The organism is Streptomyces justiciae (assembly GCF_015163075.1).
In the GTDB taxonomy this organism is placed as follows: domain Bacteria; phylum Actinomycetota; class Actinomycetes; order Streptomycetales; family Streptomycetaceae; genus Streptomyces; species Streptomyces justiciae.
The window spans coordinates 223,428-247,584 of the sequence record NZ_JADDXU010000013.1; the positions used below are offsets into that span (position 1 = coordinate 223,428).

13 protein-coding genes are annotated in these 24,157 nt (G+C 69.5%); 4 read left to right on the top strand and 9 right to left on the bottom strand.

The genetic code is table 11. The annotated features are described in order from the left end of the window. Window positions 1-148 precede the first annotated feature (148 nt). Window positions 149-529: a transposase gene (locus tag IQ210_RS48640; RefSeq protein WP_256785343.1), complete on the top strand. Its 381-nt coding sequence runs from the start codon at window positions 149-151 to the stop codon at window positions 527-529. 62 nt (window positions 530-591) lie between these two features. After that, entirely contained in the window at window positions 592-1,827 is a 1,236-nt protein-coding gene (locus tag IQ210_RS32000; RefSeq protein WP_194082648.1) for a PP2C family protein-serine/threonine phosphatase, read from the top strand. Here the strand turns inward: IQ210_RS32000 and IQ210_RS32005 are convergent. Then, a complete protein-coding gene (locus tag IQ210_RS32005; protein WP_194082649.1) occupies window positions 1,814-2,782 on the bottom strand; it encodes a hypothetical protein in 969 nt (322 codons plus the stop codon). The two genes, IQ210_RS32000 and IQ210_RS32005, sit on opposite strands and share 14 nt — an antisense overlap. 978 nt (window positions 2,783-3,760) lie before the next feature. After that, complete coding sequence (locus tag IQ210_RS32010) at window positions 3,761-4,453, bottom strand: DUF899 domain-containing protein (RefSeq protein WP_194082650.1); 693 nt, start codon at window positions 4,451-4,453, stop codon at window positions 3,761-3,763. Between the two features lie 414 nt (window positions 4,454-4,867). Here IQ210_RS32010 and IQ210_RS32015 point away from each other — a divergent pair, with 414 nt between their 5' ends. Further along, entirely contained in the window at window positions 4,868-5,236 is a 369-nt protein-coding gene (locus IQ210_RS32015) for a VOC family protein (protein WP_194082651.1), read from the top strand. A gap of 258 nt (window positions 5,237-5,494) precedes the next feature. On the opposite strand, the gene IQ210_RS32020 is transcribed toward IQ210_RS32015, so the two are convergent. After that, entirely contained in the window at window positions 5,495-6,343 is an 849-nt protein-coding gene (locus IQ210_RS32020) for a LysR family transcriptional regulator (RefSeq protein WP_194082652.1), read from the bottom strand. A 104-nt stretch (window positions 6,344-6,447) separates the two neighbouring features. On the opposite strand from IQ210_RS32020, the gene IQ210_RS32025 reads away from it, so the two are divergent. Next, window positions 6,448-7,191 (top strand): SDR family oxidoreductase, encoded by a 744-nt coding sequence (locus IQ210_RS32025; protein WP_194082653.1) that lies wholly within the window; start codon window positions 6,448-6,450, stop codon window positions 7,189-7,191. A 345-nt stretch (window positions 7,192-7,536) separates the two neighbouring features. On the opposite strand, the gene IQ210_RS32030 is transcribed toward IQ210_RS32025, so the two are convergent. The 6 genes from IQ210_RS32030 to IQ210_RS32055 all read right to left on the bottom strand — a co-directional run bounded on the left by IQ210_RS32030 (window position 7,537) and on the right by IQ210_RS32055 (window position 23,792). Beyond that, window positions 7,537-7,713: a hypothetical protein gene (locus IQ210_RS32030; RefSeq protein WP_194082654.1), complete on the bottom strand. Its 177-nt coding sequence runs from the start codon at window positions 7,711-7,713 to the stop codon at window positions 7,537-7,539. 910 nt (window positions 7,714-8,623) lie between these two features. Then, the gene (locus IQ210_RS32035) at window positions 8,624-9,052 is read right to left on the bottom strand and encodes a cupin domain-containing protein (RefSeq protein WP_194082655.1); all 429 of its coding nucleotides are present in this window, start codon (window positions 9,050-9,052) and stop codon (window positions 8,624-8,626) included. Window positions 9,053-9,486: 434 nt separating this feature from the next. Then, the gene (locus IQ210_RS32040; protein WP_194082656.1) at window positions 9,487-10,650 is read right to left on the bottom strand and encodes a pentapeptide repeat-containing protein; all 1,164 of its coding nucleotides are present in this window, start codon (window positions 10,648-10,650) and stop codon (window positions 9,487-9,489) included. A gap of 925 nt (window positions 10,651-11,575) precedes the next feature. After that, window positions 11,576-17,476 (bottom strand): hypothetical protein, encoded by a 5,901-nt coding sequence (locus tag IQ210_RS32045; protein ID WP_194082657.1) that lies wholly within the window; start codon window positions 17,474-17,476, stop codon window positions 11,576-11,578. Next, window positions 17,473-20,331, bottom strand: a complete 2,859-nt coding sequence (locus tag IQ210_RS32050) for a phospholipase D-like domain-containing protein (RefSeq protein WP_194082658.1) — start codon at window positions 20,329-20,331, stop codon at window positions 17,473-17,475. The genes IQ210_RS32045 and IQ210_RS32050 overlap by 4 nt, the downstream gene beginning before the upstream one ends. Beyond that, complete coding sequence (locus IQ210_RS32055) at window positions 20,331-23,792, bottom strand: hypothetical protein (protein ID WP_194082659.1); 3,462 nt, start codon at window positions 23,790-23,792, stop codon at window positions 20,331-20,333. The genes IQ210_RS32050 and IQ210_RS32055 overlap by 1 nt, the downstream gene beginning before the upstream one ends. Between the last annotated feature and the right edge of the window lie 365 nt (window positions 23,793-24,157).

The window sequence follows — 24,157 nt, forward strand, 5'->3', positions numbered from 1 at the left end:
ATCGTTCATACGGCAGCGGGCCGCGATAGAGCCCGAACAGCCGGGCCGGCGCGCCCCTCGCGAGTGCCGTGGCGGGAGCTTCTTCCCGCAACAGGCCTTCGATAGTACGGTCGCGCGGATCACCCGAGCCGGTCCGGAGGACTTCGGCATGCCGGCGTCCTGCCCCAGCACCGCCTCGAACTCGGCACCGCCGACTTCACCCTCAACCTCACGCCCGTCCATCGCCCGTGACACCGCCAACCGGTCCACCCGCGTGGGCGGACCGGTCCAACGCTGCCCGGACATCCCCTCCGGGCACCGCAGCACAGGGCACGCAACGGGGACGGCCGACAGGCTCACCTGGACATGCGAGCACTGCGGCGTGGTGCATGACCATGATGTGAATGCGGCGCGTAACATCCTGGCCGCCGGGCTGGCGGCGTCTGCCTGTGGAGACGGTGTAAGACGTCAACGGGAGTCCTCCCGGACGGGGCGGTCGTCGGTGAAGCAGGAAGCCCAGCGGGCGACCGCTGGAACCCCCCCGTGTTGAGGCGGGGGAGGAAGTCAACGTGGGAGATCACCATCCACCGTCGGTGTCGAGGCAGGCAGCACATGAGGGAACCGCAGATCGACTACGCGGAGGTCTTCCATTCCCTGCCCGGCATGGTGGCGTTGCTGACGCCCGACCTCGTGTACGCCGATGTCAACGAGGACTTCCAGCGGCTGGCCGGGCGCACCCGCGAGCAATTGCTGGGCCGGTACATCTTCGACGTCTTCCCCGAGAACCCGAACGATCCGGCCGCCGCCGGCATGCGGGAGACCCGGACCTCGATGCTGCGCGCGGTGGCCACCGGCGAACGCGACACCATGGCGGTCATCCGGTACGACATCGAGGATCCGCAGCGCCCCGGCCACTGGGAGGAGCATTTCTGGAGTCCCGTCAACGCGCCCGTCCTCGGCCCCGACGGGCGCGTGGTACTCATCGTGCACAGGGTGGAGGAGGTCACCGAACTGATCCGGGCCCGCGGCGGCGCAGGAAGCGGTGACCGCCAGGCCCGCGTACTGGAAGCCGAGCTCTACACCCGTTCCCGTGAACTGCAGGAAGTCAATGAACGGCTCCGCAGGGCCCACTCCCGTGAACGCGAAGTCGCCCTGGCTCTGCAGGAAGCGATGATGCCCGCCCCCGTCCCCCTCGGGCAGTATCGGACGGCGGCGGTGCGCTACCGGCCCGCCATCGGTGCTCTGAACGTGTGCGGCGACTGGTACGACTTGGTCGACCTTCCGGGCCACCGCCTGGCCATCGCGGTCGGCGACGTCGTGGGCCACGGCCTCAAGGCCGCCTGCGTCATGGGCCAGCTGCGCAGCGCACTGAGCGCGGCAGCCCGCGCAGCCGACGGTCCGGCGCGGGCATTGGAAGTCCTTGGGTTGTACGCGCGCTCCGTCGACGGCGCTGAGTCCACCACAGCGGTGAAGGTATTCCTCGACTGGGACAACAGCACCATCACCTACAGCAGTGCGGGCCACCCGCCACCCGCCCTGCTCCATCCCGACGGCACCGTGACCTTCCTCGACCAGGCCACCGACCCGCCGCTCGGAGCCCGTCCCGAACACGTCCCGCGCCCCCAGGCCACCACACTCCTCACCGGCGGCGCCACCCTCGTCCTGTACACCGACGGTCTGGTCGAACGCCGCGCCGAGGACATCGATACCGGCCTGACTCGCCTCGCGGACTCCCTCACCCGCCACCGCCTCACTGATCCCGAGGCACTGGCCGACGCCCTCCTCGCCGACCTTCTGCCGGCCGAGGGCAACACCGACGACATCGCCCTGGTCGTCATCCGCTTGTGAATCGCCTCTTCCGCCGCCACAGCCACATCCCTCCCACCGCCAGCGAGGACGCTGTCAGCACGATTCCCAGGACTGGCCAGTTGCTGCCGGCCAGGCGCAGGTCGCCGGCGAGCACGCCCAAGAACAGCACGACGGGGACCAGCAGCGAGAGCACGGCGCGTACGGCGCCGGCCAGGGCCCCTGGAGAAAGGTGACGCCGCCGGCGACCGGTGGGGGAGGGTTCGGCGAAGTAGAAACGGACGGCGCGGTCCATGAGACCAGCGGTGGCCCGCTCATACGACATCGCCATGTACGGCAGCCAGACCAGCGGTGCGACCAGCCCGACCACGAAGACCACGCCGAGCAGCAGCCAACGCGCGGCCTGGACCAGCCGAGGGCGACGCCCGGTGGTCTGGGCAGGGGTGATCAGGCCGAGCAGTCGTGCCATGCGGAGGATCAGGTTCCACAGGGCGACAGGCCTACGCAGGCGACCTCCAGCGACGGGGTCCGCATCCGCCGGGTCCTCGGCCGACTTGCTCAGGCCTGCCCGCTCCCCGCAACGGGCGTCCAGAGCCGCATCTGCCCGCTCGACATCGTCGTAGACCCCCTGGAGGACCAGGAGTTCGGCCGCACGCCCGCGCGTCGTCGGGTCCCGTCCGTCCAGGGCGGCGAGTTCCAGGATCGTGCGGGCCTGGCGGAGGAGGGCGGCGCAGAACGCGACGGGAACGAGGAGGAGGAAGGGTCCGCCGACGAAGGAGCCCTCGGCCACGGTGGCGCGAGTGCCCCGGGCCACGACCCGGGCCTGCAGGGCAGCGGGTTCGGCGTCGGGCAGGCCGGCCATGGTCCGGCGGGCCACGGGGCCGAGTCGGCGGACCGCGAACAGGGCCAGGATCTCGGGGAGATGCTGGGGATCGGCGCGTACCTCCCGCAGGAGGGACCGGGCGAGAACGGGCTGCACAGCGGGGTCGTCACTCAAAACCTCAGCACCCTTCCGAACTCGCCCGTCTTACCGGCCGACACATGCCTCCTGCGTCCCGTCGACGTGATCGCCTCCGTCGTCTGAGAGGAGACGGCGGCTGTGGCCTCCGATCCCACCGGCTGGGTGGCGGAGGTTGCCTCACCGATCGCATAGGACGGGCTACCGCTGCCCGAACAGGCGAACGACGCAGGGGCCGTAATCACGGTGAGAACAACACCTGGGGTCCAGCTCGTGAGGCGAGGGACCATGTCTCCTCCAGCGATGGGTACGTCTCGATCTTCCTCCACTGAAAGGTCGTCGCTAGACATCCGCATGCGGGGTCATCCGCACGGCGCAACCCAGGCTTCGTCCCGTCCCAGCAGGATGCCCGGCACGACAGTGAGGAGGGGGCTGACGGATCGACCCGATCCGGGGCTTGCCCCGGCATCGAGGTGGAGACCGCATGGCTGAACAGTCGGCACATACGCGCGTGGGGCTTCACGAGGTGTCCTTCGACGCGGACGGATGCTGATGTCGAACATCGACATGCTCGCCCACGGCGTGCTCTCCTGTTGGCCGGCGCCGACGCGCACTCCCGCTGCTACTCCGAGGACGCCCAGGAGACGGCCCCGGACAGCGTCGAACTCGTCACCGTCTCGGACACGGACCACGTCGACCTGTCGTTCGGAGGCGTGCGGGAGAGGCTGCGAAGCACACGGATGAGCCAGCTTCAAGTGTCCGGAGGGCCATGCCACTTGAAATATGCGCTGTTGAGCTGTTCACGAACTGTCGTCCAGTGCCGTGTCGATCACGGGGTGGCGGGTGCCGCGGCACCCGCCGGGAGTGTGCGTGCCACGTGACGAGGCCCGAGGAGGCCCGGCCGAGCAGCGCGTATGCAACTCGTCCGGCAGTACGGGGACGCCGAGCGATGGTGAACCCGTCGCGCACTGGCAGCATCACCGAGTTCACCCGCTCACCGGCCGTGATTCAGGTCGTTCAGCCGCCGGAGCCCGGGCCGTAGAGCGCGGCGATGTCCTGAGACGTCGCCCACCGGCTGTACGTGGGTGACTGAGGCCAGCCCTCGGGCGAGTCCTGCCACTCCTCCTGCCGTCCGTAGGGCAGGAGGTCGATCAGCGGGAAGGTGTGACTGAGCTGTTCGGTGCCCCGGCCGTTGGTGTGCCAGGTGCGATAGACGGTGTCGCCGTCGCGCAGGAACACGTTGACCGCGAATCCTGCGTCGGGCGGTGCACCGACGTCGGCCCCGAAGGAGCTGTTGGCAGTCGAGTACCACGTCATCTGGTTGCCGACCCGCTGCCGGTAGGCGAGTGCTTCCTTGATCGGGCCCTGGGTGACGATGACGAATCGCGCATCGTAGTTGTCCAGGAACTCCAGGCGGGTGTACTGCGAAGTGAACCCCGTGCAGCCCGAGCACTGCCATTCCTTGCCGGAGAACCACATGTGGTTGTAGACGATCAGTTGCCTCTTGCCGTCGAAGACGTCCGCCAGCCGAACGGGGCCGTCCTCGCCCTCCAGGGTGTAGTCGGGCATCTCGACCATCGGCAGGCGACGACGCTCGGCGGCGATGGCGTCAAGCTCCCGCGTCGCGGCCTTCTCCCGGGCACGCAGCGCCTCGAGTTGGCGCTCCCAAGACGCGGCGTCGACGACGGGTGGTAGGGCGTGGTTGGTCATGGTCCCTCACAGAACTCGTGTGCAGCTTTCGCTCGTGCAGAGGTAGACCGCAGCGGGCCCCGGAACTCATCGGCCCGAGCCGCCCCCTCGGCGCCCGCACGACTGCGCACCGCAGGTGACGCCGACTGCGCGCCCGTTGACCACCGCCGTCGCGGCCGGATACGTCGGCGAAGCGCCGGACGACGGGCAGAAGTTCCTCGACGATGACCAGGGCGAGGCCGAGACTGAGTTCGTCAGCAGCAGTCGGGGGCGGCGGGCCCGGGTGCGTCCGAGTGCGAGCATCTGCTGTTCTGGGCCGGACAGGAGTCCGGCCTCGCGGTCCCCGCGGGCGGGTCAGGACACCCGGCGAGTACCGGGGACCGGGCGAGGGCGTGGCACCGGCCCGCTCGATGCCGGCCCTGCCACCATGGCCGCATGGAACGTGTACTTGGAATCGGCGGATACTTCAGGCGCGCCGCCGACCCGGCGGCCCTGAGCGCGTGGTATCGCGACTGTCTGGGCCTGGACACCGACGAGCACGGGCTGTGGCATCCGGAAGCCGGGCCGACGGTGTTCGCGGCGTTCGACTCCGAGACCGACTACTTCGGATCCCGTGCCCAGCAGTCCATGCTCAACTTCCGGGTCCGCGACCTGGATGCGATGCTTGCGCAACTGCGCGCCAAGGGAGCGGATGTGGCTGCCGAGACTCAGGACATGGACGGTGTCGGACGGTTCGGCTGGGTCACCGATCCCGAGGGCCATCGGATCGAACTGTGGCAGCCCGCCGCCGAGCCGGGGGCGTAGCGCAGTCTGGATCGGGATGTGTGTTGTCCGTTGTGGTCGGAGGACACCCCCTGGACATATGGACGTCGGAGCCGGCGGGGAGAGACAGTCGCATGACTGTGGCACGCAAGGCGGATGCGCTCAGCGGGTCAGCGACTTCCGCAGTCTGATAGTTGGGGGAAGCTGGTGCTGCGCTTTCGCTTCGTACCGCAGCGTGTGCCGGGAGTTGGATGCTGGCCCTGAAATCGGGCACAATGCCCCGGCGTTCACACCCGTCGGCTACAGGGCGGTGGCTGCGCGGACGAGTTCCGCGACCGCCGTGGAACGGCTGTGTGGGGGCCAGGCGATGACCGTGGTGACGCGGGGGGCGTCGGTGACCGGTACGGCGGTGAGGCCGCTGCGCAGGCCCGTGCGGCCTGATTCCGGGACGATCGCGCATGCGCGGCCGAGGGCGATGAGCTGGGTGAGCTGCGTGTGGTCGCGCACCTGCGGTCCGGGTCCGTCCGGGAAGGTGCCGTCGGGGCGGGGCCAGCGGGGCAGGGGCAGGTCGGGGATGGCGGTGACCTCGGCGAGCCGCAGGTGGGACCGGGTACTGAGGGGATGGCCCGCAGGGAGGAGTGCGACTTGGCCCTCGGAGTGCAGGTCCTCGGTGTCGAAGCCGGCCGTGTCGTCGAAGGGCCGGTGCAGCAGGGCTACGTCAGCCCGGCCGGTGCACAGCAACGTCACCTGTTCGCCCGGACCGCACAGCACGACGTCGACGGCGACGGCGCCGGGCTCGGCGGCGTAGACGCCGAGCAGTTTGGCCAGCAATTCATCGGACGCACCCGCCTTCGCGGCCAGGAGCACGGCGGGGCGGCCTGTTGCCGCGAGCGCGGCTCGGCGGGTGCGGCGTTCTGCGGCCTCGATGGCGTCCAGCGCCGCCCGCGCCTCCCGCAGCAGCACCGTCCCGGACTCGGTCAGGGCGACGCCCCGGCTGCCTCGCTCCAACAGGGGGGCGCCCAGGCGTCGTTCGAGCCCGGCTATCGCCCGTGACAGCGGGGGCTGGGCGATGCCGAGCCGCTGTGCGGCCCGGCCGAAGTGCAGCTCCTCGGCGACCGCGACGAAGTACCGCAACTCACGTGTCTCCACGCCGCCAGCCTAACCGGGCTGCTCAGGAGTGATACCCAGGCGGTATCGCCGCCCACCCAGTTGGTCTTGGACGCCCTGCCCGACGGGGGAGAAACATCGGTGTCATGACTGAGACGAACACCGTGAACCACCCCAAGGTCGCGTTGGTGACCGGGGCCAACAAGGGCATTGGGTACGAGATTGCGGCCGGGCTCGGCGCCCTCGGCTGGACGGTCGGGGTCGGTGCGCGGAACGAGGAACGGCGCGAGGCCGCCGTGGACAAGCTCCGCGCGGCCGGCGCCGACGTGTTCGGCGTGCCGCTGGACGTGACCGACGACGCGAGCGTGATCACGGCGGCCCGGCTGATCGAGGAGCGGACCGGGCGGCTGGATGCGCTCGTCAACAACGCCGGCATCACCGGCGGAATGCCGCAGCAGCCCACCACGGTCGACGTCGACCGTGTACGGGCGGCGGTGGAGACCAACGTGATCGGCGTCATCCGCGTCACCAACGCCCTGCTGCCGCTGTTGCGCCGCTCGCCGGCGCCGCGGATCGTGAACGTCTCCAGCAGCGTCGGCTCCCTCACACGCCAGACCACACCAGGCGCCGAAACGGGCCCCATCTCCGTCGCATACTCTCCGTCGAAGACATTCCTGAACGCCGTCACCGTGCAGTACGCCAAGGAACTGGCCGACACGCACATCCTGATCAACGCCGTCTGCCCCGGCTACACCGCGACCGACCTGAACGGCTTTCAGGGAGTGCGCACCCCGCAGCAAGGCGCAGCCGCCGCGATCCGGCTGGCCACCGTGGAGGGCCACGAGCCGACCGGACGCTTCTTCGATGACGAGGGAGAGGTGCCCTGGTGACGAACGGGCTGCGCGCGCCGTTCCAGGCAGATGGCGCACGCGCATCCTCGTGACCGGCACTGTCACGCCATGTCGATAGGGCCGTTGCGCCCGAGCCGGAGAGAAGTCATGCCCGACCCAAAGGCCGGAGGCTGTACGGTGATTCCCATGTGATGAATCCGGTTAGCACCGCTTCGCTCGTGTGGGCGTGGTTCCGCCGACGCCGTGAGCGCCGGCAGTCCGTGCGCGTGCCTGAGAGTTGTCGCGCAACACTGAGCTCGCCCCCAGCGTCTGCCGTGCTGACCTCTTGCGCTCCTGCGTGCTGCGGCCTACGGCACGTGCGTTGCACGGCGCCGGGGGAGGTGGTCAGTCCAGAGCAGCGGTCACCGCCTCAGACACCATCAGCCCCGCCTCCTGGATCCGCTGACGCATGTGCCCTTCGTACAGCCAGGCGTAAGCCTCGACGGCTGGAAAAGGCTCGGCGAGGATCAATGCCGCACGCTTCGGTACGTGGGTTGCTTCGCTGAAGGAGCGTCTACTCATCGAACCCCTCGCTCATCCGGGGCGTTCCCTCGTGGATTCCCCGGACTTCAGGTCGGGGAGGGAACGTAGCTCCGGCGGGGCAAGCTGGGACGCCTGCGAAGGGGGCGGCCGAGTGGATGGTCCGGGTGCGGGTGGTCATGGTGCCGGTGGCGGTGCTCGTGATGGTCCCCGGCCCTGGCTGTGGTTGAGTTGTGACTGCATGTCAGGCAGTACGGGGCTGGGCTGACCAGAATCAGCCACTCGGCACCGTGCAGGGCCAAATGGACGTGTGGCTGGGAGAGTAGAAGTGGCGGCCGCCGCCCTGGTTGTCTATGACGGCGGCCGCAGGTGCGAGGATCCGCGTTTCTCCCCTCGGACGCAGGTGTCCTCGCGCGGGATCGTCCTCGCGGCCTTGGGGCGTGAGGGAGTTCACCCTCAACTCGAAACTGTCGCAAGGACGAGGGCCGGGGCCCGCAGGCGGCTCCCCTGCGGGAGAGCGGGCTCCGACCGCCCTGGTGCGCGGTGCGGCTGGTCGCCACGATTGAAGTTCCTTCCAGGTCGCCTCGCCTGCCCGGTCCCAGAAGGGGTAGTCATGATTTCCGTGCCCCTCCCAGGCGGCCCCTGCGCGGGTGAGGTGCGTTAGCGACCGCGCTGACTGCCCTGAGAAGGCAACCCAGGAAAACGCAGCGAGCCCTCGCGTCAAGGTGGGGGCGCGCTGCGTGTGAGAAGACGCCGTCGACCGGCGGGCTTCCGAGATCGACGCAACGATCCCCGTCCTGCTGGACCGGGTTCACAACCGGAGGAATCTCGGCTCTCGCGGCGGTCGTCCGCCGAGGTTCGACTGCCGCGAACGCCGTGCGGTCGAATGCGGGACCATTCGCCTCAAGCGCCACTGTGCGATGGCCGCCCGTTAGGACAAGTTGGGCGTCCGTTACGAGGTCACGGTGTCGGTCGCGGTCCTGAATGAATGACTATGACCAGCAGCGGAGTCATCCTCATCGGTCACCTTGTAGCCGGGGACGGAGGGCCAGCGAACCGTCAGCACCACGGACTCCTCCTCCGCGAACCAGGAGTGATCGACGCCTTGGCCCCACACGACGTAGTCCCCTTGCCGGGCCAGGAGAACGCTGCGTCCGGGCAGTTCCACCCGGAAGCGCCCGCTGATCAGGACCAGCAGGGCGGTGCGTTCCTCGCCAGTGACCCACTGAGGCCGCTCATCGCCCTGCGGATGGATGCCCCATTTGATCTCTACGTCCTCGCTGTGCCGAGGATCGGAGGGGGCCTTGAAGTGCCCCAGCAGCCATCCCCGGTCCAAAGCCGCATCGCTGCCCGCATTGCCCACATACACGCTGTCGGTCATGGCTCCGGAACGTAGCAGTCGGCCGCATCAGCACTCACACAAGCAGCCGCCGCCGCTTTCGCAACAGGCCCTGGTGTGGTGTCCCAGACCGAAGCATGTGCCGTCGGAAGGCTCCTGTCCCAGGAGGCACTGCGGCCGAAGCCATGGGCGCCTGTCGGCCGGCCCTTCGAGAGAGCGGCGCCGCAGGCGTACGCTACTCCGTCAGTGTCTCCTCACCCAGAACCGTAGCCTCCTCCCCCCCCGGCCCATCGCGGGCGAGTCTCAGCCATGTGAGGTCTAGAGTCGGCCAACTCCCCACCACTCATGCAGACATGAAAGTGTTTCGTACTCGGCCTGTCACTGTTCGCGCTGCGCGGCCTGTCCCTGCGTCCCGTGCTCACCGTTCAGGTCCCCCGCTGGGGCCACCGGTCCTGAGGGGGCCATCGTCACCCGGCTCAGTCGGGTGGTGATGGGGCGCCGAGCAGCCCGACAAGATCCGACGGCACCTGTGTGCGGGTGTCAGTTCTTGCCCCCTCCAACTGAGCCCGGGTAAGCCCCATCGCTCCTCTTAAGTCTGCGCCGCGCAATTCTGCACCTGACAGGTCAGCCCCCGTCAGGCGGCATCGCTCAAAAGTCACTCCTCTCAGATCAGCTCCACCGAGGTCGGTGTCCCGGAAATCGCAATCCACGAAATGGAAATTTATCATTATTGCGCCGGTCAGATTGGCGTGACGGAAACTTGTTCCTTCGGCTGACCAGAAGGTCTTATCGTCGGAGAATGCCGCATGTTTCAACAGGGCGCCCGCAAAGGAAGTGTGGCTTATTTGGCTTTGCTGGAGTTGCGCTCCGCGTAGTGTTGCATTGATGAATAGTGCGTGGCGAAGTTCGCATCTTCGGAGATCTGCCTGAAGCAAGTTGGCGCCCCACAGGTTTGCCCCCTGTAGATCTGCCCTTCTGAAATCAGATCCCGAAAGATCGGCGCTCACAAGTTGGATCTCCTGCAGAGTCAGCCCGGTTAGAGTCCGATTAGGCAGGCGGAGCCGAAAGTCGGCACGCCTTGTGGCTGTGCCCAGGGCATCGACCGCTGTCTGCACTTCGGGAGGTAGAGATGTCGTAGACGCTTCGACGTCGGGCCACTCGGCAGGAGCCTCGGGCGTATGATTCACCAAATAGTTTTGAAGCACCGTTTGGGCATCCTCGCTCTGGTCCGGTGCGTCATGCAGAATCTGAACCAATGCGAGAATTCCACCGACTCGCACATACTCCTTTTCTGAACTAAGGCGTTCCAGTGCTTTGGTGAACCGATCGGTCACTTGCCCGCGCCGTGTCAGACGATAGGTGCGAGCGGTGTAAATGAGGGCCAACAGGGCGCCCACTGCCACCGCTGACTGGATGACCGCAAGTCGCAGCTGCCCTTGGGCGGCAGCTTTAGCATCCGGCTTTAGGCCGCTCAGGTCGACCCCGATGTGCTCGTTAAACCAGTTAGCGGTCGCACTCCACGTGCCCAGCGTGACCGAGAGGGTTACTCCGATTGTCGCCGCAATCGCAATAAAAATATGCCGGGCACGGCTTTTAACCCTAGGGGGCGCGATAAAGAGGCCTCGTGTCCGGCCCGTCAACCTAAAGAGAATGTACAGGCGAACCGTTACCAAGGTGTGACTGGGTCTGATTGATGAGAATCTTCGCATCAGGCAATCTAAGCGCAGAATCGTGAGCTCTGAGTAGGAAATCAGTGTTTTCCCTCCGCCCGAGGACGCCCTGCGCCACGGGAACTCCAGCTCGATGCCCCTGCTTGACAACTCCCGCTCACTACCCGTGACGGCCGAGGAGCCTGCTGGGACCCCGTTCCTTGCACGCCATTGTCCAGCGGCACGGCCTGCTCACTCTGGGCAACACCAATGGCGGCCTGGACCAGGCCCTCAATTACCTGCTGCATGGCTAGGGTCCGCGCTGCGGAATCCGTGAGATTCGAAGCCAGGCGCTCAGCGGAGAGCAAGTAGCCTCCCGCCAGCGGCTCTCGGAAGTAGACCTGCGCCCATTCCAACTGGTGGCCGCGCCTCGCGGCACTTTGATGGGGTGTCAGGCCGCAGGGACCAGGACGCGCTTGGCCCTTGGCCCGCGTCGCCATCTCGACCCGGGCGAGGTCCAGGTGGCGGAAGAGCTTCTGCCCCCGGTGATCGTGCCAAGTGATTTCGAGGTGCCAGGGCCCGGAACCGCCACGGATCCGGGCCCTGGGCAGGCGCGGCTACTTCGTCGGAGGCAGGGAGCGCACGATCAGCATCGCGGCGAACACGGACACCCCCACGGCCTGCCTGGTGTCGCTGGATGTGTTGAGGGTGGCGACACCGCCTGTGCATCGACCAACGACCCGTTGTACATCTACGAACTCGGATGATCGGCTATCTTGCGGCTCGCCGCAGCTTCGGGAGTCCCGGGCCTTCGAACCCATCCCTGACACCGCCAAGGTCGACCGCTCCGGCTCTGCCACCTCGACCACGTTTGCCCTGGTAAGTCACGTCCGTTGATTTTCCGTCAGGACCATACTCAGGTCACCAGCACCTCCACCGAGGCCTCGTCGAGGTAGGCGTTGTCGGGTCCGAGCGGGTCTGTGGTGTCGAACCAGCGCCGGGTCAGTGACAGATCGAGCCGATAGACCCCGTCGGCGAGTGACGTCGCCGGCAGGACCAGGGTGTGCAGGCCCGGCGCGTCCTGCAGCACGGTGGCCGTTTCCGGGATCCACTGCGTGCTCGTCGGCACCTGCCAGGCGATGATGCGGAGTGCGCCGTTCAGGACGACGAACACGTCCTGCAGCAGCGCACGGTCGGCCGGAGTGAGCGCGGGCGCCTTGAACTTGGCCGTGGCCCCGGTGGCGAGCTCGACAACTGTGAGGAACTTGCCGTCCAGCGAAGCGCGGTAGACGGACTCGCGCGCGCTGGGACCGTCCAGGATGCCGAACGAGCGGGTCGGGATCACGAGCCGACGCGCACCGGTAGCCCAGCCCGCGGGGCGTTGCGGGCCGGTCGGCGGGATCTGCAGCGGGGCCTCGATCAGCGGGCCCAGCCGCGCCTTGTCGGCGGCGGTGAGCGCCTCGTGCACCTCCCGGCGCAGCAGCCGCAGCGTGATCTCCTCGGTGAAGTCCATGGGCTCGGGTGACTCGAGCAGCAGCCAGCGGTCGGTGCCGCCGGACATCAGGGTGATGTGCAGCCGGTCGCTGTCCTCGCGCAGTGGCACGGCGAGGGCGGCGGCCGCATCGGCGAAGCATCGTTCGCGATCGGCCGCGGCGGCGGTTGGTGTCATTGCGGAGGCGGCCGCGCCGGTGATCCGGGCGAGCAGCGTTGCGAGCGGTTCGGCGGCGCTGCCCGTGTGGTGCCGTTCGACGCCGGTGCAGCTGGCCACATGCTCGGCGAAGCCTTCGTACCGGCTGGTGCGGAACGGCCGGCGGTACATGTCGACGCCGTGCACGCGGAGCGAGGTGACCCGGGAGTGGGACGAGGTGAGTACGCACGAACCGGTGCCGCGGTTGCCGCGGGGGAAGTCGAGCACGGCGTCCCCGCACCGCGCCCGGATGACATCGGCGAACACATCGACGGTCAGCGTGCTGCTCTGGCCGGTCGCGGGCAGTGGGACGGTGCCGAGCAGGGTCCCGGCGCCGTTGCGGGCCACCAGGGAGACGGAGTTGTCCCTCGCGCGGACGACGGCCGCGTGCACGGCGTCCGTGACGGGTCCGCCGGCCAGCACCACGACGCCGATCGCGCCGCCCTGGTCGATCGATCCTTGCAGCTCCACTCGGTAGAGATCCCAGGTCGTCTCGCCGAACGCGCCGGTGCTGGCCTCTGCCGCCGTGAGCGCGCCGGCGGTGACCTGCCACGAGCCGGACACCGCGGTGAACGCGGTCAGATCGGCGTCCTCGAACACCGTCCGCTCTACCACTGGGCTGTCGGCGAGCCGCATCACCGCGACGTAGGACGCGCCAGGTTCCCACAGCGACCGGCCGGTTGGGTCGAACGGTTCGATGCCGACCCGCGGCAGCTGCTCGACGTCCTGCACAGGGCAGGTGCCCGCCGATGCCTCGGCGAGCCGCAGGTAGCGCAGCACTGCGGCGTCCTTCGACACGGCCGGCACGTAGTCGTGCCGGGAGGGCCGCACGAACGGATCGGCCTCGCCCCGGTGGGTGAGGAACCAGTCCGCCGACGTACGGGACGTCTTGCCCACGTGCGCCTGCGGGTTGGCGTCGAAGGCGGACTCGACCGCGATCGCCACCGGGAGCCGGAGCGCCGCCTCGGTCATGCCGGACCCGGGACCGAAGATGCTCAGCGCCTCGGACAGCACCAGATGCACCGACTCCTCGCAGTAGGTCAGGCCGCGACCGCCCGGGGCCCGGCTGACCACGTACGGCTCGAGCTCGAGGCCCGGCTCGGGTGCGGCGTTCAGCCCGGGCGGGCCGGCCGTGGTGAAGGCGACCTTCTCGGTGACGGTGCTGGATTCCCACTCGGTCACCGAGTGCTTGATCGCGACGTCGGTGGTGAGGGTGATCTCGTACGCGTGGCGGGCCAGGAAGGTGACCGTCGGTGGGGTGCCGCCGCCGCTCTCGCGCGAGCAGATGTCGCTCTCCCGCTCGAACCGGTCGCGGTCGGCCACGGTGATGCACTCGACGGCGTCGAGCAGGACGGTAGCGGGCGTGACCGGCGCCTGTGGGCCCTCCTCCTTGATCGTCTCGACTGCCAGGAACACGGTCGCGAACGGCGCGCCCGGGTCGATCGCGAACTCCTGGAACGCGACCGCACCGGTGGTGACCTGCTGCCGGTCCACCTCACGCCCGTTGCGGTCCAGCGTGACCAGCGCCAGCCGTACCTTGTCCTTGCTGGTCACCGCGACCCGGACGATCGCCGCCGCAAGGTCCTCGGACGCCGACGCGGTGAAGATCGTGCCGGTGGCGGCGAATGAGCCGACCCGGCCCGCGGTCGACCCGGCCGCGGTGGGCAGAACCACCGCGCAGGGGGCGCCGTGCATCCGGACCGGTGCCGTCGTGCCGCGATCCTCGTAACGGAAATCCCGACTGAATCCGGCCGGGAGCGGACCGCGTGGCTCCGGGTCGAAGTCGAACCGCGCGACGTCGGGCCGACGCACCTGACAGCACGGGTAATTCGGGTTGTCGTCGAGGATCTCGGCATCGGCGATCGGGACGTTCACCCCCACCGTGAACGGCGTACGCCCGTTGAGCAGCAGCCGCTTCGGCGCGACCTGGCCGCCCACCCGGGTGTCCTGAGCCCACGTCCAGCGGAAGTTGCGGGTCGACGCCGACGAGGTCAGATCTTCGACAGTCTGCCATGCGCCGCCCGATAACGGTCGCCGCCGCATGATCAGCCGGGTCAGGGTGTAGCGGGTGGTCAGCGCCAGTGAGCCGTCCCCTGACACTTGTAGGCCGAGATCGGGATTCGTCGCCCCGATCCCGAGCGCGTCGACAAGCATCACGGAGAAATCGACCTCGATCGTCGCGTCCAGCGGGACCGGTGCGGCGCTGCCCTGCCAGGCGCCGGTTGCCCCGGCGAGATCGTCGACCGACGTGAGCGCGGTCGGTTCGCCGCCGGCCCGGCCGTCGGCGCGCTGTACGCGGGCCGGGCTCGAACCGGTGAGGGCCTGCGAGCCGGCCTGGGTCAGCGGGCTCGTGGTCACGGCGCGCGCCGACGGGGCCAGGCTGCCGCGAGTGACCTCGATCGAGTACGAGACGTCCGGCAGGAACCACGGCGTCTCGAAGCGGAAGGTCACCCGGAGCACGAAGTAGTTCGGCACGTGTGCGAGCCACTCGGCGAGCAGCGCGATGCTGATGCCGAACCGGATGAACCCGAAGAGCACGATGGCCATGCCGGCGTCGAATCGGATCCTCGCGACGAAGTCGTTCGTCCCGGTCAGCATGTACGTGAGGATGGCCTCCAGCGCACCCCAGCCCTGGAACTCCATCACCCCGATCGACCCGACGACCTTGAGCGAGATGGTCAGGCCGCCGCTGATGTGTTCGTTCTCCTGCCATTCCACGCAGAAGCCGGCTCGCATTGTCAGCGCGAACACCTTGGACAGCTTGACCAGCAGCTTGCCGCCGATCCACGTGTCCGGGTTGGCGAGCCGGCCGAACGCGACGAGGCCGGGCTTGTTGCCGAAGGTGATCGTCCCGCCGAGCCGCAGGTTGAGGTGCTTCGGGAAGTTCTTGACGATCTTGTCGATCGTGATGTCCAGCTGGATCATCAGCACGAAGGCGTCGCGGCGGAAGTCGTACTCGAACACACCGACCGCGATCGGCGTCTCGGCGCCGAACATCTGGAGTTCTATCACGATGATCAGCCCGGACACGGACGGCGAGTCGAACCCCGCGCCGAACGCCCTGATCTTGATCACCGAGCCGGCGCCGCTGATCGACACACCGGCGCCGAGCCCGAACGCCCAGCCGTCCTTGGTCGGCGTCCACGCACTGTCCAGGTCCCGGGTCTCCGGCAGCGCCGTCGGCCGGGCGCGTTTGAGCCAGGAGTAGTACTTCAACTCGCCGGCCTGACGGTCGCTCGCGTCGATCTTGGGCATCAGCCCGTGTGCGAAAAGGACCTCGACCCCGGTCAGCTCGACCGGGCCCATCGGGATTGCGCCGAAGAACGCCAGCAGGAACAGGAAGAACTTGTCGCCCGGTCCGCCCGGCGGGGTCCGGGTTCCCCAGTACAGGTCGAGGGTCAGGCCCCACTTGTTGTCGCCGCAGTAGACGACGATCCCACCGCCGAGTCCCTGCTCCTGCAGCCGCGTGCCGTTCGGCGCGGTGTCGTCGCGGTACATGCCGTGCGCGCTGATCTCGACGACGTTCTTGACCTTGATCTCCAGGCCGATGCCGCCGAGCTGGAACACCGGCGCGTCCGGATTGCCGGCGAAGCGGCCGCGCAGCCGGGTGAACCACGCGCCGCCCTCGAACGCGCCAATGCCGAGGCGGATCCCGCCGGAGATCGACATGTAGATGGCGCCGTGTTCGGAGGCCAGTCCCATCTCGTGCACCTCGAGCACGAACGTCGACAGGTGCAGCTGCGCGCCGTGCGGCATGACCATGTTGCCGGTCGGCTTGCCGCGGTCCCATCCGACGTCGACCAGGGCCGCCTCGAACGGTTGCCCGTCCTCGGCGGTCGCTTTCACCGCGCCGGCCGCCCCGGCGCCGGGACCGGGCTTCTCCTTGATCACGATCGTGACGAGGAACTGGATCGCGGCGCCCGGGCTCGGCGAGCGGCGCATCAGCTCCTGCAACGAGACGCCGGTCTTGACCCCGGTGATGTCGACCGTGATCTTCCACAAGTCGAGGTGCAGGATCGGGATGTGCGACCCCGCCGGCGTGTGCTCGAAGCCGATTCGCAGCACGTCGCCGTCGACGAGACCCACGGTCAGCTCGAAGTCGCCCGGGGTCGCCTGGCCGCTGTCGGGCCAGGCCAGACCGCCCTCCAGGGTCAGGCCGGTCCACCAGTCCGCCTCCTGCTCGGGCGTGATGAAGAACAGCCGACTGAGGAAGAGGTGGCGGCCCGTCGTGCCCAGTGGCACCACGATCGGCGCGTCGGCGAAGCTGAGATAGTGGTCGAGCGTCTCGCCGGGTTGCAGCGACCGGCGTACGCCGAGCGTGCCGTGCTGCGGCAGCGGCGGCCACAGCACGCTCGGAACGACCAGGTCCTCCAGGACCACCGCGGCCTGCTCGTTGAGATGGATCCGCTGCCGCAGGTCGCGCAGCACGGTTCCGGGCTCGTCGAAGTCGAGCTCGATCCCGCCGAAGCCGAGCGAGCCGCCGCGGAACGCGAACATGCCTTGGTCGAGGTCGCGGCGGAGCCAGTCGACCTGATCCCGCGCCTGCGCGATCGAGGAGATCAGCGTGATCTCGTGGACCGCGATCGCCGGCGCACCGAAGATCGAGCACGGTCCGACCGAGATCGGCAGGTGCGGTTCGAGGTGGATCATCTGGCCGGCGTCGATCAGGAACGAGAAGTCCCGGCTGATCACCGAGTCGCCGGCGCCGGTCGAGAGCTGCACGCCCGCGTCGGCGCCCTGTTTGGCCGGGTCGGGGTGCGCGCCGAGCAGGTCGGGCGGCACCGCGACCTCGAGCGGCAACACGTCGATCTGCACGGTCGAGCCCCCGGCCGGGCCGATCGAGACGCGGAAGGCGGAGGTCCAGTCGGCCTTCGGCACGAACATGAAGCCGAGCGACGGGAACAGGTGACTGACCAAGCGGGTACGCGCCGGCGGCGTTCCGGCCACCAGCGACAGGGTGCCGGTGAGGGTGACCGTGCCGTCCGGCCCGATCTCGGTGACCACGTCGTCGACCTCGATCGCCTCGGTGGCCTGGGCGGCCAGCCCGGCGCCGGTCGTGCTCGGCGGGAACGAGGTGTCGATCTCCGAGACCGGCCACGCGATGGCGGCGAACAGCTCATTGAGTCTCACGGCGCCTCCAGCCGGCTGCTCGGGTCGATGAACGTGGCGAACAGGTCGTCCGACTGCGCCCCGGCGATCTCGACGCCGATCGCTGCGATGAAGGTGGCGTCCCAGAGCAGGCTGGTCAGGGCCGAGGTCTTGTCGGTGAACTCGGCCGAGAGGGCCAACTCCGTGGCGTACGGCTGGGCTTCGAAGGGGGTGAACCGGCTGCCGACGGTGAACTTGCGGTCGAAAAGCGCCAGCCCCGCAGCCGGGTCCCGGAGCGCGACCGCGGCGTACTCCGGGGCCAGCCCCAGATGTTCGGCCCAGAGCGCGATGCGCAGCTCCCGGATCCAGTTGTCGCCGTCGACGACCTGCTCGCGCATCGCGAAGACGTTGCACTCGCCGTCGGAGTAGTAACCGCGCCGGTTGGAGTTGGCCGAGCCGATGGCGGCGAAGGCGTCGTCGATGAGAAGCATCTTCGCGTGGACGTAGATCGACGGGAACGAGCCGCTGGACACGGCGGCGCGCACCTTGTGCCCGGCCCGCGGGGTGCCCGAGGCAGCATCGAACAGCCGGGTGTCCTCCCAGCGCTCGACGTCGAGCCGGACACTTGTCGGGCTGGTGAATCCGGCGACCTGGTGGGTCGCACGCATCACCTCGCCGTCGACGGTGAGCCAGAACGGCGTCGCCGGAACCCGCTCGGGCGGCGCGACCTCGATCACGTTGGCGCCGGCGGTCACCGGCGCGGCCAGCCAGAGCCGGCCGGACGACGACTCCCGCGAGGTCGACGTGTGCGAGAACTTGCGGCGCAGGATGCCGACTTTGACCCGGTCTCCCCAGGCCGCGCGCAGGTCGTCGATGAGCGCCTGCCGCCGGGGCATCCCGAACGGCTGGTCGGGGCTGGCCGGGATCGCGATGATCAGCGGACCGGACACGTGCGCGGCGGCCGCCACGAGCGCGTCGGCGAATGCGGGCGGCGGGGTCAGGTACTGGTCCTCGAGGTAGAGGTACCGCCGGGCTCGGCCGATCGCCGCCAGCATCGTTTCCAGGATCGTGCTCTCCCCGGCCGGGGCATAAGGCAGTCCCCGGCCGGATCCAGCCAGCGGACGGTAGTAGGTGCGCGCCACCTGCACTACATCGGACCCGCCGGTGGGCAGGCGGTCGAGCGCGCCCGGCGCGTCCAGCCGCAGCGCCGTGCCGGCGACATGCTGCCAGCGCTCGGCGAACGTCTTCACCAGCTCGGCGGTGGCCGGGCCGTCGACCCGGGCGTGCACGTCGTGGAACGGCGATCGGGAGCCGTGTCCCGGGGTCTGCAGCCGGTCGGCGTTGAGGTCGATCCCGCCGCAGTAGGCGTGCACGCCCTCGTCGGTGCGGACCACCTGGATCTTCTGGTGGAACACACTGAACTTCCGGGTGGCGCCGAGCACGACCGAGGCGAGTGCGCCCGTGGTCACCGCCCGCGGGTTGTCGTCCACCTCGGCGTCCACCGGGTCGAGATGGGCCTCGACCCCGGCGATCGCGCCGAGTGCCTGGATCGCGCCCTTGTTGAGCTCGAACAGCTTCTCGAGCAGCCCCTCCGGGTCGGTCGAGCCGTAGAACACCAGCCCGGCCAGGAACTCGGCGTGCAGCAGGAAACTGATCTTGTTGAGTGTGTCGTCCGGCTGCAAGGCGGTCGCGACCAGCCCCGCCTGGGCCAGCAGGATCGCCGTGACCTGGGCGGCCGTCTGCACGTCACGCACCCAGCCAGGATTGAGCTGGAGCATCTCCAAGGCGAGGAACCGGGCCTCGCCACCGGCCGCGGCCATGTCGGTGGCCACGTCGACCACCCGTCGCCGCGTTCCGGCGGCGGCCGGGCCGAGCACCACGTCGTGCTGCAGCGAGTAACCGGTCACGTAGAAGGAGCCCTCCGCCCCGGCGGTCACGGCCCGGTTGACCTGAGCGAACAGGTCGGCGTAGGTCGCCACCCCGTCGACGAACGGCAGCACGGTGTTCCCTCGCGTGAACCGGCTCAGTGCGGCCGACTGCTGCGGCGACAACCAGTCCTCCACCGATGCGACGCTGATCGTGGAGGTTGCTTCGGTGACTGGAACACGACCGTCGGGGTGAGCCGCGCCGTCGGCGCTCGCGATCGGCGAAGCCCCGGCCGACACGTCGAGCGTGGCGCCGGTGAGCCCGGCCCTGGTAGTGCCGAGCGCTGCCACCGCGTCGCCGAGGTGGGCCGCGCTCAGGGTCACTGGCGCGCCGCCGGCTACGGATATCGAGCGGCCGGTGGCCGGGCTCCCGCCCGGTTCGAGCACCCGCAGCGGTGCCGCCAGCCCCGCCATCGTCGCTACGAACGCCTGCCACGTCGGTGTGCCGAAGCTCAGGCCTTCGGCGTCGAACGCAGCTGCCAGATAGCGCAGCACCGAGAGGGTGTCCATGCCGGGAGCGGCGGGCAGGAGTGCGAACAGGCGCAGCTGTATCACCGTGACCGGGTTGCCGGCCAGCATGACCGGGTCCTGTCCCATCACCCCCCGCGGGTCCCCCTGCTCGGCGGAGGCATCGGTGGCATCGGTGAAGCGCAGCGCGACGACCGGGTTGCCCAGCGGCAGCCGCGTGCGCAGGGTGCCGAACTGTAGGACGTCCGCCGCGCTGCCCCACAGCCAGTGCACTGTGCTGCCGCTGGTCTGCGCGTGCCACCAGCGGCCGGAACCCGGGAACCGCAGCGTGGTCGCGAACCCGCTGCCCAGAAGCGCAGGGTGTTCGCAGGCAGGCCGGGCCGGGGTTCCGACGGCGCCCGGTCCGGACGGCGGGGCGAGTCGGCTCAGCCCCGGCGGCAGGTCGGACACCGTGGTGTGCGACCAGGTCAGGGCCGAGACGTCGGCGATCGGTGAGACGAGCATCAGATCTCCCTGGACGCCGCGTGCAGCGGACCGGCCAGACGGGACGGGACGCCGTCAGCGCTCACCGCCAGCGCCCAGACGTGCAGGACCATCCCGTCCGGCGGCACCGTGACAGTGGCCGACGCCTGGTTGTCCGCGCCGCGTACAGCGGCCACCGCGGTCGCGACGGTGCCGGACGCGTCCCGCACCACCAGGCGGTCGATCGGCGCGAGGTCGGGCCGGTTGCGGATCGTCGCCAGTGACGCGGTCGCCGTGCCGAACGAGTTGTCGGCCGTGACGAACACGTACGGGTCGCCGTCGACGTCCGTGCAGTCCAGCCGGATGGTGGCGGTCCCGGCGGCCACGTCGAGTCCGAGCAGCAGCGGTGCCAACGCTCGTGACGGGGATGGCACGTGCATCACCACGCCGAGCATCTGGGCCGCCGCCGAGGGCCGTCCGGCAGCGTCCACGGTGCGCAGCCTGTAGAGCCAGCGGGACGGCCGGTTGGGCAGAGTGTCTTCGAACGACGACGACGGATCCAGTACGCCGAGCCGCTCGGCCGCCTCGTCCAGCCCGTCCAGCCGGGTGGCGGCGTAGGCCAGGAACCGGTCGGGCACCTGACGGGCCGCGTACCCCGCTCGCAACGCTGCCTGATCGGCCGGCGAGAGCGCCCAGGCGACGATCGATCCGTCCGCGCGGACGAGCGAGATCGACCCGGGCTCGACCCGCAGCCGGGGGAGGACCGCCGACGCAGGGATCCGTTCGAGCAGCATCCGGGACACCCGAGCAGCCCCGGCCGGCACGTAGTCGGCCGGGCGGAGCACCCCGTGCACGGTGTCGCCGGCTTGCCGGCGCAGCGTCAGCGCGGGCACGTCGGCGAGGTCCACCGGCACCAGCGTGGGCCGGCCGTAGTAGCGGGCGGTGACCTCGTGAGCGGCCACCGTCGACTCGTTGCCGGGCCGGGGCGCCGGCTCCACTGCCGCCCGGCGGTCGGGCACATAGGACTCGGCGTCGGCGGCGGTCACCCCGAACGCGAGCCGCTGCCGCGGCACGGTGTCGCTCGTGGCCACGCCGGCCGGTCGGACCAGCTCGTAGGCTTCGACGTCCGACCCGCTCAGTGCCGCTCGGGGCACCACGTCGACCCGGTCATCCCAGTACTCCGGATCGAGCTCGGCCGACGTGGTCCGGTTGATCGTCAGTGGACCGGGTGCCGGCGACTGCGCCGGTGACACCGGGCTGGCCGTGAGCCGGAGGGCCACCGCGGTGCCGGCCGGGTGTCCGAGAACGCGGTACGCCAGGCCCAGCACCACGCTCACCCCGGCGAACTCGTCGGCGGCGATCGGCCGGCTCGCGACGACCGGCAGGCTCCAGCCGTCCGGGACGGCGGTCGGGACGCCAGCGGGGGTGAGGGTGATCGCAGTCAGCGCCGAGGCGTGCCGGTAGACCCGGAACTCGGCCACATCGGGCGCGAGCTCGCGCTGCTCCGGTCCCCAGCCCCAGCGCAGGAGGACCACGTCGCCGCCGGCCGCGGTGGCCGCCTGCGCCGCCGTCAGGTCGGGGTCGCCGTGCTGCAGAAGCGTGACCTGCACGCCGGCGGGCGGAACGACCTGCGGGTCGATCGGCGCGGCAAGCGGTGGCGTGGTCGGCACGGGCGGGCGAACGTAGGTGCGCAGCGGAACGGGCGCGGCGACGGCGGGCCCGGACGGGCGGCCGATCGCATCGACCGAGCGCACCCGGTAGGTGACGTTCTCGCCGTAGGACAGCACGTCCGCCTCGAACAACTCGGTCACCTGCACGAGCCCGGTGTTGGAGGACGGCGCCGCACCGGCTGGCGGGAATGCGGCCAGCAGGTTCATCCCCCACGCCGGCGTGTCGGAACCGGTCGGCGCGTTGCGGCCGGAAACCTGCATGCCGTCCCCGTCGGCGGGCGTGAACGCCTGGCCCGCCCAGCTGCGATCGAGCAGGTAAAAGGCGACCTCGGTCGGCGGGGCGCTCACCGACGGTGGCAGGAACGCCAGAGCGGCCGGGTCGATCGAGGGCGGCGCGGCCCAGACCACCTCGAACCCGCGGCCGGTGTCCAGCACGCCGCGAGCCGCTGCACGCGCCGGGTCGGACAGGTTTGTCGCCCGAATCATCGAGGGCGGGTCGGGCGATGCCGTCGGGCCGTACTCGATGTCGTAGATATTCTGTTCGACCGTGACCGGTTCGTCGGGCTTGAGCCCGGCGTGGAGTGGCCGCAGGACAATGCCGGACACCGCCAGGTCGCCCTCGACCACCACCATGTCGACCGCGGTGCCGAAGTCGAGCACGGTGCGCCGGTCGCTCGTGGCCGACACCGAGGCGACCACCGTGCCGTTGCGCGATCCCCGGGCAGACACCTGCCCGCGGGCCTGTAGTTCGAACAGCACCCGCCGGCTCGGGTTGTCCAGCGCCAGCTGAAGGCGCTTGAGTTCAAACCCCTTGCGGAATGTCGACGGCGAACCACCGAAGGTCTCCACGGCGACGACCGTGCACGGCCGGTCGGTCCACACCGACGCGTCACCCCAGCGGAAGGAGCGTGGCAGCCGGTAGCCGCGGGGTACCGTGTGCAGGTCGAACATCTGCTCGTCCCGGTCACTACGGGGCACCGAGCCGACGATCCGGTAGTCGTAACGACGCCCGGGAGTCAGCGAGTCGCGGTCCAGATGCGCCAGGCCCCAGCCCCGCCGCCACGGCGCGAGCAGGGTCGGTGCAACCGCCAGCCCGTAGGGCGAGACGTCCCAGTCGTCGCCGCCGGCCCCCGGTTTCTCGGACATCACGCGCATCGCCGGCACACCACCGGGCCGGCGCAGCGCCGCATCTGCGTACCGGGTGACGTCGCCGAAGTTACCCGCGATGACCTCGGGCGCGGCCCGGCCGTCGGCCAGCGCCCGGCCGTCGGCGGCGCTCGGCACCGTGGCATTGACCGAGCCGAACGGCACCTGCAGGTTCTTCACGATCGGGGTGAGGCCGGTCCACTGTTTCTCGTCCGGGACGTCGCCGCAGACCTGCGCGGTCGCCTTGCCGAATCCGGTGACCAGCCAGACGATGCCGAGGTCGGTGCCGCGCAGGATGACGGTGGGCCCGGGGAACGCGGCACCGGCCACCACCGTCCCGTCGTCGGTGCCGACGAACGCCGCCCGCGCCTGCGGCGAGGTGATCCAGACGACGCTGTGCCGCCGGACCAACTCGATGCGGTAGGTCCACAGCGCCTTCGGGTCGTCCGGATCCCGGGACTGCGCCCAGATCACGGCGTCGGGCAGCCAGACCCGCCCGAGCTGGCGGGCTTCGGCCAGCTGAGCGGCGGTCAGGTTGAGGCAGAACTGGTCCTTCTCACCGCGGGCGTTGCGCCGGTAGATCGTGAACCCGTCCAGCGAATGACCGGTCGGCCACGGTGGCGACCACAGTAGATGGATGCCGTCGAGTTTGCCGCCGTCCAGGCGGGAGATCGCGTGCAGCCTCATCGCGGCGCCCGTGTCGGACTGGTGGAGAAAGTCATGGCACGCTCCGCCCAGCGTTGATGTGCCAGTCGGTGTGGAGCCAGTCGGTTCGGCTCAACTACTGTATCCGTCACGGAATGCGCAACGCCAGAAGTCCTACCCATGTGGACGGTGACACGGGCCCGGACCGCCGATAGGGCGGCTATTACAGGTTGCAGAAGGCCGTGAACAGGGCATCTCCGTTGTATGGCTGGGGTATTGAGGGCCGAGCTGATGTGAGTGGAAACTGGGTCAGGTGGGGCTGGGTGATGCAGCCCCACCCAACGCAGATTTCGGCGGCTGTACGCCAGAGGCATTCTGGGCGCACTCGTCTGTACACCTCTGGGCGG